Source organism: Brevibacillus fortis (genome assembly GCF_046196545.1).
In the GTDB taxonomy this organism is placed as follows: domain Bacteria; phylum Bacillota; class Bacilli; order Brevibacillales; family Brevibacillaceae; genus Brevibacillus; species Brevibacillus fortis_A.
Genome location: NZ_CP176370.1, coordinates 3,919,932 through 3,932,166 on the forward strand (window position 1 = coordinate 3,919,932; position 12,235 = coordinate 3,932,166).

A 12,235-nucleotide genomic window follows, 5' to 3' on the forward strand; every position below is an offset into this window, starting at 1 on the left:
TCCATCATGAAACCGCAAGTAAAAGCCGATTTGGCTATGATTTTGGTCACCCTGTTTTGGGGAACCTCGTATGTGTTTATGCAAATGGGATTGAAGGATTTGGAGACTTTCAATCTGATCGGCATCCGCTTTGGCATTGCTTTTCTACTGGCAGCCGCCTTGTTCCATAAACGCTTGCGTGACACAAATCGAAAAACATTGCTTCATGCATTCGTACTCGGTGCGCTCCTTTTCGGGGTTTTTGCCACCATCACGAATGGAGTGAAATCAACGACAGCTTCCCAGGCAGGTTTTCTCGTTAGCCTGACCGTTATCTTTGTTCCGCTCTTATCTATTCTTTTGAGAAACCGTCCCGAAAAAAGAGTATTTGTCGGCGCTGGGCTGGCCATGATCGGAATCGGCCTGCTCACGCTAAGCGCTGAATTTCGCATCAGCCAAGGAGACCTTTTGTGTATTGCTGGTGCCCTCTTTTATGCTACACATATTACCGTAACAGGCCGATGGGCCAATCAATCGGATACGATCCAGTTGGGAATTTACCAGCTTGGCTTTACGGCGCTGCTGGGCATTGTTTTTTCATTTGCACTGGAGACCCCCACTCTGCCGCAGACGACAGAGGCTTGGATCGCGGTGCTCGCCCTTAGCGTATTGTGCAGTGCAATTGGCTTTGTCGTTCAAACGGTGGCCCAAAAATATACGACCGCCACGCACACGGGTGTTATTTTTTCCTTGGAGCCAGTCTTCGCTGCCCTGTTTGCCTTCTTGGTCACAGGCGAAACACTGTCTGTTCGCGGGTACATAGGCGCAGGTCTCGTATTGATCAGTGTGCTGATTGCGGAAATCGATGTGAAGAGCTTGCTGCGCGGAAAGCAGCTGACAAAAAACCCGACTCACTTATCCTGAGTCGGGTTTTGCGTATTCGATAAGGTGAAAACATATGCCGTTCTAAGTGCTGAACAGACAGCAGCAGTCCATGACTTTACTTTCTTGTCAGGCAGCCGCTGCTCCTGATTTTTGAGTTATGTTTTCAAGACGTATAGCAAACTTTTCCGCCAATGATGGTCATCATGACCTTTGTCGAGAGCAGCTCGTCTGGGTCGATGGTAAACAGGTCCTTGGAATAGACGGTCATATCCGCATATTTTCCACGAGACAGCGTGCCTTTGACATGATCTTCGTTCGTCACCTGTGCACTGCCCAATGTAAACAGATGAATCGCTTCCTCCATCGTCAGTTTTTCTTTCGGGAAGTATCCATCGTGTGTTTCTCCCGGTGCTTTGCGCGTGACCGCTGCGTGTATCCCCAACAGAGGATCGATAGGTTCTACTGGTGTATCCGAGCCAGCAGCGCAAATGATTCCGTAGTCCATCATCGTTTTCCAGATGTACGAGTGTTGAATCCGCTCCTGTCCTACGCGATCCATCACCCACGGGAAGTCTCCTGCCAGAAAACGCGGTTGGATATCTGCAATCCGATGAGGATGCTTCAAGCGGTCCAGCAGGTCCGGCCGCAAGATTTGTGTGTGTATGAGGCGGTCCCGATAGGCGACTGCCGGGAACTGATCCAAGCTGTCCAGCACCATTTCCAGTGCTTTGTCGCCAATGGTGTGTACGGCTATGGGCATCCCGAGTCCACGTGCTTGTCGAACCAGTTCTGTCAGCTCGCCTTGCTCATGCACAGGATAACCGCTGGTACTCGGATCATCAGCGTACGGAGCTGACAGATAAGCCGTCCTGCGTCCTAATGCCCCATCTGCAAAAATTTTCACCGCACCAATTTGCACATGAGCGTTGCCATAACCTGCCGTCATGTTTAAGTCACGAAGCTCATGCATATGCGGATAGAAGACAAGCAGGTTGCTGCGCAGCGCAAGCTCTTCGCCATTGATGAGTTCATCATAGAGCCGATACGTCTGCGCAAGTCCGCCCAATTCACGCAAATCCTCCGTATGTGCCCCTGTCAATCCATGCGCCATTGCATAGCGAATCGAGTTGCGCAGGCTTTGCTTCAACTGATCGTAGTCAGGTCTCGGAATATGCTTCGTAATCAGGTTGGAGGCAGTTTCTAATAGCATACCCGTTGGCTTTCCGCTCACTGGATCATGTACAATGACTCCCCCCGCAGGCACCTCCATGTCACGATGATAGCCGCATAGCTCCAATGCCTTGCTGTTGACCAGATTCGCATGTCCACATATTCGTGCCAGAAGAATTGGACAATGTGGTGCAACTTGATCAAGCTCTTCGATGGTAGGAATGCCGCCACCATCTGCGAACAAATTCTCATCCCAGCCGTAGCCTTGTATCCACGCATTTTCAGGTGTGGCTTGCGCTTTTTCTTTTAAGAGAAACAGCATCTCGTCCTTGGAGCGAGCCTTGCTCAAATCCAGCTGCAAAAAGGTGAGACCGAGCCATCCCAAGTGCAGGTGGCTGTCAATCAATCCCGGGGTAGCGGTATATCCTTGCAGATCAATGACCGTTGCATCACTGCCTCCGTATTGAAGAAGCATGTCCGCATCGCTGCCCAAGTCATGGACAATTCCATCCCGAACGACCAGCGCTTGTACGAACAAATGCTTGGAATCTCCTGTGTAAATGCGTCCATTTCTGAAAATGGTTGTCGCCATCTCGTGACCTCTTTTCTGTTCGCTTCTGTATTTTCGTATGCCTCTCCTCTCTTAATTTGTTTGCTGCTAGTCGTTTTCCTCCCTGAAATGAAATAACGTTCAAAAAATTGCGATCTTCGCTTTTTCATTTGGGAAAACATGGTGTTTACTCACTTCCCTGTTGAAAGCAGCATCGGTAGGGCACGTTATGTTCATGTCCTATTTTTGCGCGGAGGGAACATATGCAACAAAAAACAAAAAAACGCCTTCCATCCTTCCTTCAAATTCAGGAGTCCACTGGTCTGAAAATGTCGCGCCACGAGCCTTCTCAGCAAAAGCCATCAGGTCGTCTGGACAATCAAGCCAAGCTGCTGCTCCTGGTCAACGCTGTATTCATTGCCGCTGGCGCCCTTTCTGGCACGTTTGTAAACGTCTATTTGTGGAAGGTAAAAAGTCAATTTGCGCCGATCGCTTGGTTTACTTTTTCCGCCCATCTCGCGGGTGCTCTTACCTTCTGGCTTGCTGGCTGGTACGTCAAGCAATTGAATAAAATGAATGTCCTGCGTGCCGGAATGGCGGTTTCTGCCCTTTTTTATTTGCTCGTTCTTTTGGCGGGTACCAAAGCTGTTTCCTATGCCGTACCACTTGGTCTCGTCCAAGGCATGGCGAGTGGCTTTTTCTGGCTTTCTTTTAATGTCGTGTACTTCGAAATCACGAATGCGGATAACCGCGACCTTTTCAACAGTTGGGCGGGGTTGCTTGCCTCCATTGGCGGCATGCTCGCTCCATGGATATCAGGCTTCCTCATTACGCGGCTTCCGGGTAATAGCGGCTACTCCCTTATTTTCGGGATCTCTCTTGCACTATTTGTCGTCGGTGTGTTCATCAGTTTTTTTCTGAAAAAACGCCAATCGGAAGGGACGTATTCTTGGAGCTTTTCCTTACGTTGTTTGCGAGAGGAGCCCGAGTGGCGCTGGGCAGCAGGCGCTTTAGCTGGTCAAGGACTGCGTGAAGGTGTATTCGGTTTTGTGATCGGTCTACTCGTCTACATTTCCACGAGAAGCGAGATGACTCTCGGCAACTACTGGTTGACTACATCTGCCGTCGGGCTTGTGAGCTACTTCCTGATCGCCAAATGGTTCTCTCCGCGCTATCGCAAGTGGGGAATGCTCACTGGTTCTGTCATCATGTGGGGGATTCTCTTCGTATTTTTTTGGCAGGTGAGCTTTACGACACTGCTTATTTTCGGGATTGCCGTGTCCATCGCTTATCCGCTGTTTTCTGTGCCCATGCTCTCCACGATCTTTGATCTGATTGGCACTAACGAAGAGAGCGCACGCAATCGGGTCGAGTATGTCGTGCTCCGAGAGTTCGCTCTGGACGTTGGTCGGCTGGTGGGGATTCTGATCTTTCTGCTGGTAACCTCCTTGAGCGTCTCTCCTCTTACGCTGAACTGGTTGATTCTGTGCATCGGAATCGGTCCACTCATCGCATGGGCGTGCATGACCAAGCTATTCCGTCAAGTCCCTGCGACTAAAAAAGCAGACAACTGAACGTAAGAGTGCGCCCATGACAAAACCCGCTTCGGCTGACTTGCCTAGCGGGTTTTGTCACTGATTTAGGAAGACAGTCTCCAACCGCCTGTCGTTTGCTGCAGCCTCCACAGCCGTGCATACAAACCGTTCTTTTTCACAAGCTCATCATGCTGTCCCGATTCGACGACCGTGCCATTTTCCAACACGTAGATGTTGTTAGCATTTCGGATGGTTTTCAGGCGATGAGCAATGGCGATAACCGTTCTTCCCTCGATAAGCGTATCGATCGCTTTCTGAATTTGCGCCTCATTTTCGGGGTCTAGTGAGGCTGTTGCTTCATCCAAGAGAATGATCGGCGCATTTTTCAAGATCGCTCTGGCAATGGAAATGCGCTGTTTCTCGCCACCTGATAGCGTGCTTCCCCCTTCCCCTACGAGCGTATCGTAGCCATCAGGCAGCTTCATGATGAAATCATGGCAGCACGCTTGTTTGGCCGCCTCCTCGACCTCAGCTTGTGTCGCATCCCTTTTTCCGAAGCGAATGTTGTTTGCAATCGTGTCCTGGAACAAATACACGTCCTGGAACACCATCGACACCCGGGAGAGGAGTGCCTCCGGGTCCATGTCGACAAGTGGTTGATTGCCCAGCTGAACAGTGCCTTGTGACGGGTCATAAAATCTGGCAATCAGCCGCATCACGGTGCTTTTTCCACTGCCAGACGGCCCGACCAATGCTGTAAATGAACCGACTGGCATGTGCATGCTCACGTTGTTCAGGACATTCTTTTCGATATAACCAAAAGAGACGCCTTCGAGCTTCACGTCGTTTTCCGCAGGCGGTTGGTGCTCACCTGTCATGATCGGCTCCGCCAGTAACTGGACAATCCGCTCCCCCGCCTGTTCGTGGTAACGGAATTCTGCATAGTTGACGAGTGCAGCTGTCAACGGATCAAAGATACGTGTCCCAACCAGCAGGAACATGACAAACGTGATCAGGTCTATGCTACCTGCTACGAGCAAATACACGCCGACCATGACCATGAGTGTGAGGCCAGCCCGGATAAAAGCGATGGCGGCGAGCACAATCGGTCCCAGCAAGCCTTCGATTCGTATGCTCTGCCGCATGAACTCACGAAAGGATTGCTCCAGCCGTACAAAGCGTTCGCCGGTCAAATTGTACGCTTTGATGACGCGAATGCCGTTCAAATATTCCTGCAAACGATTGGCGGCGTTAATTTTGGCACGCATATGCGTCGCTCCGAGCCTGCGTTGAAGTCCGGATGTCATCAGCACCAAGAGAATCGCTATAGGAAACGCAGCAAACAAGGCCAGTGCCATGCGCCAATCTATGAAAGAAAGACCTACGATCGCCATGACAGGCATGATGATCGCCCCCAACATTTGCGGTACGAGATGGGAAATCCCGTGCTCCACCATCGTAAAATCTCCCATCATCATATTGGCCAAATCCCCTGGGTCTCTTTTGTTCAAGTAACCGAGTGACAGCTTGCGAAGGTGCTCCGCGAGCTTGGTTCGCCCCTCTGCCGCCGTGCTGTAGGCGCCGCGAAACTGTGAGCGATACGCTGGAATTTCGCATAGAAACAAAAGCAGCAACGAGACTACCATCCATCCGCATACCCACCAGAGTCGCTCGATGTTCAATGGGGCACCCGGCTGGGCAAACGGCTCAAAAATCAACCGGGCAGCCTCCACAAGCAAGGCAAACGGCACTATTTGCGCAAGGTTGGCAAGTGTCGTGTAAATAACGGGTTTGATCAGCGCCCGCGGTTTACCTGCTGTGATATTGTTCAGCATACTCATCTGCGTCCACACTCCCCTTTCCTTCGCCCATTTGCCAGTCCTGCGCATCGGTGTAAGCCTTCCACATCCGGGCATAGAGCCCATTCGCCTCTACCAATGCTTGATGCCTGCCTTGTTCGATCAGCTTCCCTTTTTCCAGCACCAAAATTTGATCGGCATCCCGAATCGTTGACAGGCGATGCGCGATGACAATGACGGTTTTGCCCTTCATCAGCTCTGCCAGAGCCAGTTGCATCTCATACTCATTTTCAGGATCAGCAAAAGCAGTCGCCTCGTCGAGGACAAGAATCGGTGCGTTTTTCAGGATCGCCCGTGCGACCGCCACACGCTGCTCTTCTCCCCCGGACAAGTAGACTCCCCCTTCCCCAATCAGGGTGTCGTAGCCTTGCGGGAGCTTTTGAATAAAATCATGGCATTGAGCTGCCTTCGCTGCTGCATAGACCGCCTCTGGCGTTGCGTCTGGCAATCCAATGGCAATGTTGTTGTAAACCGTGTCGTAAAACAAAAACGTATCCTGAAAGACGAATGCTACGGTGTTCATCAAATCCGTGCTCGACAGCTCCCGAACATCTACCTGGCCAATGCGAATCGATCCCTCCGAAACATCCCAAAATCTCGGAATGAGATTCGCTACCGTAGATTTCCCTGCACCAGACGGTCCGACCAGAGCTGTCACCTGCCCGTGCTTCGCCAAAAAAGAGACGCGAGAAAGTGCCTCTCCTCCTGTTTTCCCCTCTGTTGCATAAGAAAAAGAGACGTTTTCAAATGCGACATCAAAGCTCTGCGGACGCTGGGAGCTAAGCGGTTCGGCAACGGGCTGCTCAGCCAAAATCCGATCCATGCGCTCCACCCCCTCGCCAATGTCACGCAGGGTTGAGGTCAAAAACAAGAGCTTAAACATCGGTGCAGATACACCTGGCGCCATTACGAGGAAAAAGAGCAGAACAGACGCAAACGCAACATTTTGCGGGTCTTGACTTAGCATGAACACCCCTACCGGGAGAATAAAGACCGCAAATGAACTCAGGATCACCTTGAACACCAAAAATCCGTTTTGAAAATCATCCGTATGCTTGACGCAATAGTCCCGATAGGTGATCATATCCGCATAAAAGCGCCGGAAGGAATGAACGGTCTGCCCGAATACCTTGATCGCCGGCATTCCGCGTACATACTGGACGGCAGATCCATTCATCCGTTCAAGCGAATCATAGTACCTTTTGATATTTTCTTTTGTTTTCGTCCCGGAAAAGGTAATGATCTGCACAATCAGTCCCAGTATGATCGGCACGACGCAGGCCAGCGCCAGCCAGACGTTCAAGTAAAACATCACGCCGATCATGAGCACCGTCGTCACGACTACATGCACCAAATCCGGAAGCTGATGCGCGACAAACGTCTCGACCTTTTCTACATTTTGCTCCAATGTTTTTTTGACTGCACCGGTAGATGTTCCATTCAACCAACCAAGCGGTAAACGGCCGATATGCGAAGCCAATTTGACCCGCATTCCGTATAAAATGCGAAACGCAGCGATATGAGACACCATCCCGCCTGCATACATCATGATCAGACTTCCCACGAGTCCCAAAAGCGCAATAACTCCCCACCGAATCATGTACGCCCCGTCCGCCATAGCGGGAGAAGCTGCATGCGTTAACAGTTCGCGTAAAATAAAGTAGACGGATGCATAAGGCACCAACATGCATATTGCGCTCAAGGAAGACAATATTGCCGAGACGACGAGCAATCCGCGCTTCTCATCCGCAATCTCCAGCAAGCGACGCACGCCTTTTTTGGGCTGCATCCCCTCTTTGCTCTCCATTGTCGTCATTCCTGTTCTCCTCTCTCCTGCTTGCTTCTTTTGTCCTACCCCTTATCATAATGTGACCTTCTGCCGTCTACCGCCGATTGCCGGATAGATCTTGCCCCTAGCCGGAGTATTCTTTTTTTAGGAACAACAAAAAACCTTTCCCACTTGGAGGCTAGCTCCCACAGGAAAGGTTGCGTTGGTTTTTCCGATTATGGTTGGACTACTTTTTCTTTCGCTTTCGTTACGATGTGGTGACCGAGCGGCAAGCCGCGCTGCTCCAGCTCATCAGCTGTCACAATATGGAGCGTCTCACTTTTACACGGCATGGGCATCAATCCGCCCAATGGACTCATCACTCTTCCGATCGTGTCTGTCTCAATGAGCACGTACAGGCCTTTTTCCTCCAATTGTTGCATGAATTCTCCCCAACGCTTGGAAGTAATTTGATCGGCGTGCTTGGTGAATATGACACCCATTTCTTGTGCTAGCATGCAAAAAATCTCCTTTGTTCTATCCGTCAAATATATGCTTCAAAAGATAATCTAACAATACAGGGAAACCTCCCTTCTGGCAAAATCCGTGTAAGCCAAAAAAACACGAAAAACGGTTATTTTTGACCGCTTTTCGTTTCAGGAATCTCACATCTTCCTCGCACACACCGTTTCAACGTGGCACGCTGTTTTTTGCGGCTTGCCTTTTTCAAAGGCGCCCTTTTTTTCATTATAGATAGCTGAGGGCCTGTTTACCCAGTGCTTCCCAGCTCGTTTTCATGGAGGTATGGGGCACCCGCTGTTGTTTGACTCCGGTAAGCGGATCATTGACATAGGCGTATTTTCCGTCATATCCGACCAGAAGAACGGCATGTTCATCAAAAGGAGCGACCACTTTTTTCCCGTCCTTGTACCAGCTCTCCCATTCCGTAGGCAATCTGAAATCCCCGGTAGTCCAGATGACAACAGGATGCCCTGCAGCAACACTATCCAAGAGAGTCTGATAGGACCCTCCCGTCAAATTGACCGTCCGTTCACCCATATAGCGCCGTAGCAACTCTTCCAATGGCTTGTTGTAAACAGCAAACCCTTTGCGAACGCCAGTAATGTCTCCGACAAACCCGTTATTTGGATCTCCCCATTCTTTAATGTCACCGTTGTTTTTCACCAATGGCTCGGGATCTTTTTTGACCTGTTCGGCCAATAACTTCTTATCTACGTTTTGACCCGCATATTGGAGCAACATCGCCAAGCTTGTTACCTCGCATCCATACTTCAGTTCTGGTTTCTGGCTGATAATCGGAACGTCCAGAATCATTTTCGCTGGTCTCGATTTCTGTTCCGTGTCTAAAGAGGATGGCGTCTTCTCCTGCTGCATACGTACGTGCGGAACGGAAAGCTGGGATTGTTCCATTCCCTCCTGCGGAGCCGTACATCCTGAAGTCATTGCGAGCAAGGCAGCCAAAACCAGTTTCCCTGTCCTTTCCAATTCGTGACACTCCTTTGGATGTTTGTCAAAGGGTTCCCGACTAGACAGGGTCTCATGTATGGAGCGCTTAGAAAACCGCTGCCAGCTCCACATGCAGCAGTCTAGCAAAAGGAACCCAGTGAATCTCGGAGCCAGCCCGAAGCTTGAGGCGTCTCGCCACTTGATCAATATGGATAATGTGGGCAGACAGGCGTCGCGGCTCTCGCCCGTCATAGTAGGTCAGCGTCAGGATGCTCTCTGTCTGAAACGCCTGCCATACCAGTTCACTCAAGGCGCTGAGCTGCTCCTGATCCAACTCGGGTGGTACATAGCGGCGTTCTTCTTCCTTTATGCGCAAATACATTTCCCGATGCTCAGGCAGCACAAACCGACTGGCCACGAATACATTTTCCTTTTTGGACACGCGTTTTTCCCTCATCGCTTGTTCTCTCCTCGCTGTTCATATCGGGTCCACAAATGGACGAGCTCCTGACACTCTGCCCGCAATACCTCAATCGTATAAATCGCTTCTCGCACGTACCCGCGTTGTCGATAGTGGACGACATACATATGTCCCTGACGTCGTGAGCTGACGACTATGCACCCTCTCTGCTGTAAGATGCGGCGCAGCTGGTGATGCTGCCGCTCCGCCCACCGCGAGAGCTCATCGAACATCATCTGATAAGAAAACTTCAACGGCACAATCCGCATCTGCCCTAGATCGACCATGACCGCCCGAAACAAAATGCCAAATAAAATATACTGGCGTATCAATTCCTGCTCGTCTGACACCATCGGCTCCGTCACTTGTAGTGTCCTCCGATCTTACGTGCGCGCTCTTTCGCCTGTCCCGCTTCCAAGACAGAGGTGGCGCGCAGGATGGCGTCCTGACCGTATCGGGTCCGGATGTCATCCATGGCTTGTGCCAACGAACGCCGCTTGTGATTGTCCGTGAACAGATTGAGTTGCACCACGTTGTCAGGGACAAGCTGCCCCAGATTGACCCCGATACTGCGGACGGGCGTTTCCTGCCAGTGACGGTCAAACAGAAAGCAGGCCGCTTCGTACAAAGTCATGGCATCATTCGTCTGTTCCGTGAGCTTCATCTGCCGCCCAAAGCCCGTTCCAGCAGCCAAATCGGCCCCACGACAGCCCACAGACAGAACGGAGCCCATCAGCTCCTTTTTCCGCGCCCGACGGCACACTTCTTCGCACAGCTCCAATAATATAACCTTGATTTCTGCTGCTGTATGGTAATCCCGAGGCAACGTCATGTGATGACCGATTCCTTTTTGTGAATCATAGGAATCCAAAGCCACAGGTGAATCGTCGATTCCGTGAGCCGTACGCCACAGCACTTCCCCGTTCACTCCCCAATGTCGGGTGAGGATGGCCGGCCTCATATCTGCCAGCTGCCCGATCTGATAGACGCCCATTCGATGAAAATGACGCTTCATGCGTGAGCCTACCCCGAACAGCTTTTCAATCGGAAGCTTCCAGAGCGTATCCGCTAACGTTTCCCGCTTGAGCCAAAAAACGCCTTCTTCCCGTTTCTTGGCGAAATTGTCGCAGGCCTAGACAAACAAAAGTTGTACATAATTTCATGTACATTATCCTCGCTTTTCCGCCCGCATTTTCAGGCCAAAGTGATCTTCCAATCGACATAACATAGTGTTCATGCACCTAATTTTTATTTCACTCTTCTCTTGCGCACAAAATTCAAGGAATATATAGTCGAAATATGGAGTTTTTTAGGAGATGGTTCTGCTGGTGATAAAGTCTCATTTTGACAGTTTTGGTGAACAGAATAGATGTGAGGATTTTGTGTTCTGTATAGACGTAGCTTTCGTGGAATATAGAGTGAAATCTAATCGCTTAATAAGAAAACATGCTGTTCTAATGCTTAAGAATAAGCAGAATAATAAATCCGTTGTCCATCCACTTACTGCGTTCATACATTGGAAATGGAAATATAAGGAGTATAATACCCAACGGTTGCAAGGAGTTCATCTAGCACAATTTTTAAACTACATCCTGATCCAACAGCGCAACGTTTACAAATTAAACTCATTATCAGAACTAACAAAACTTCATGGAACAGACTTTTTAAACTATCTTTTAATCAAAGGAAACGCAAACAATAGTGTTAAGAATGTTGAACGTACTTTGCAGTACTTTTATACCTTCTTAATTGAGAAGGGCTGTTTAAATGGTTTCAACGAAACCAAAGTATCCTTTCATCCTATGTATTCGAGAGAATATGCCTATGATATTGATAAAGGTAGAGTAGCCATAGAACACACTTTGCCTCCAAGACTTATCCTAATGTTTCTTAGAACCGCCATTTCAGTATCCTCCTCTATAGCCTTTGCCATTTACCTGTCAATATTCGGTGGTCTGCGTGCCGGTGAAATAGTGAATATCCTGATTAGTGATCTTACACCCTATGGTGATCAGTATGGATCTGGGGGGTTATTAATCTTCCTTACTACTCGTGATTTAAGAAGGGATATTAAAGACATTTCGGGGACTTCCAGAGTAAAACGCAATAGGAAGCAGTTTGTTTATTCTATAAAAGGAATTCTCCCCACTTTGTATAAAAATCACCTAACAGATATGGAAAATAAATTTGGTAAAGCGATAAATTTGAATTCTCCCCTTTTTCTTAATCGCAATGGTCAGGCTCTCACAGGGAAAAGCCTGCGTGATGCATTTAATAACGTAAAAGAGAAATTTCTCAACGAATTAGCCTCCTCTAACCATCCTGACGATATGATCACTGCATTAAATTTAAAGTCAACCAAATGGTCCTTTCATATCGGCAGGGGCACGTTTACAAATCTCCTAGCAAAAAAGGCTAGAAATCCGTATGATATTGCGTTACCTCGTGGAGATCAAAGTATCACTTCTTCGTTAACTTATATGTCTGATAGCGAGGAAATGAAGAAAAGTATTGAGATGCTTATAAATGAGTTATATGAGCATTAGGAAAGGCTGGAGGTTC

10 protein-coding genes and 1 pseudogene are annotated in these 12,235 nt (G+C 49.3%); 3 read left to right on the forward strand and 8 right to left on the reverse strand.

The window, feature by feature from the left end; genetic code table 11:
* Window positions 1-6 precede the first annotated feature (6 nt).
* Window positions 7-903: a DMT family transporter gene (locus tag ACKKE8_RS19480; protein ID WP_409174504.1), complete on the forward strand. Its 897-nt coding sequence runs from the start codon at window positions 7-9 to the stop codon at window positions 901-903.
* A gap of 124 nt (window positions 904-1,027) precedes the next feature.
* Here ACKKE8_RS19480 and ACKKE8_RS19485 read toward each other — a convergent pair whose 3' ends face one another.
* Window positions 1,028-2,626 carry an amidohydrolase gene (locus ACKKE8_RS19485; RefSeq protein WP_409174505.1) on the reverse strand — a complete coding sequence of 533 codons (1,599 nt, stop codon included), beginning with the start codon at window positions 2,624-2,626 and terminating at the stop codon, window positions 1,028-1,030.
* Between the two features lie 221 nt (window positions 2,627-2,847).
* On the opposite strand from ACKKE8_RS19485, the gene ACKKE8_RS19490 reads away from it, so the two are divergent.
* A complete protein-coding gene (locus ACKKE8_RS19490; RefSeq protein WP_409174506.1) occupies window positions 2,848-4,158 on the forward strand; it encodes an MFS transporter in 1,311 nt (436 codons plus the stop codon).
* 65 nt (window positions 4,159-4,223) lie between these two features.
* On the opposite strand, the gene ACKKE8_RS19495 is transcribed toward ACKKE8_RS19490, so the two are convergent.
* From ACKKE8_RS19495 to ACKKE8_RS19525, 7 genes and pseudogenes are all read right to left on the reverse strand, one after another.
* Window positions 4,224-5,960, reverse strand: a complete 1,737-nt coding sequence (locus ACKKE8_RS19495) for an ABC transporter ATP-binding protein (RefSeq protein ID WP_409174507.1) — start codon at window positions 5,958-5,960, stop codon at window positions 4,224-4,226.
* Window positions 5,929-7,767, reverse strand: coding sequence for an ABC transporter ATP-binding protein (locus tag ACKKE8_RS19500; RefSeq protein ID WP_409179163.1), 1,839 nt, complete (start codon window positions 7,765-7,767; stop codon window positions 5,929-5,931). Before ACKKE8_RS19500 ends, ACKKE8_RS19495 begins: the two co-directional genes overlap by 32 nt.
* A gap of 215 nt (window positions 7,768-7,982) precedes the next feature.
* Window positions 7,983-8,264, reverse strand: coding sequence for a hypothetical protein (locus ACKKE8_RS19505; RefSeq protein WP_007728325.1), 282 nt, complete (start codon window positions 8,262-8,264; stop codon window positions 7,983-7,985).
* Window positions 8,265-8,493: 229 nt separating this feature from the next.
* Window positions 8,494-9,252: a C39 family peptidase gene (locus tag ACKKE8_RS19510; RefSeq protein ID WP_409174508.1), complete on the reverse strand. Its 759-nt coding sequence runs from the start codon at window positions 9,250-9,252 to the stop codon at window positions 8,494-8,496.
* A 67-nt stretch (window positions 9,253-9,319) separates the two neighbouring features.
* Entirely contained in the window at window positions 9,320-9,670 is a 351-nt protein-coding gene (locus tag ACKKE8_RS19515; RefSeq protein ID WP_409174509.1) for a YolD-like family protein, read from the reverse strand.
* Window positions 9,667-10,038, reverse strand: coding sequence for a hypothetical protein (locus ACKKE8_RS19520; protein WP_409174510.1), 372 nt, complete (start codon window positions 10,036-10,038; stop codon window positions 9,667-9,669). The genes ACKKE8_RS19515 and ACKKE8_RS19520 overlap by 4 nt, the downstream gene beginning before the upstream one ends.
* A pseudogene (locus tag ACKKE8_RS19525) lies at window positions 10,035-10,805 on the reverse strand (DNA polymerase IV); the annotation flags it as partial. The pseudogene ACKKE8_RS19525 and the gene ACKKE8_RS19520, both read right to left, overlap by 4 nt.
* A 184-nt stretch (window positions 10,806-10,989) precedes the next feature.
* Between ACKKE8_RS19525 and ACKKE8_RS19530 the strand changes: the two are divergent.
* On the forward strand, window positions 10,990-12,219 hold the full coding sequence (locus tag ACKKE8_RS19530) for a site-specific integrase (RefSeq protein WP_409174511.1): 1,230 nt from the start codon (window positions 10,990-10,992) through the stop codon (window positions 12,217-12,219).
* The last annotated feature ends 16 nt before the right edge of the window (window positions 12,220-12,235 follow it).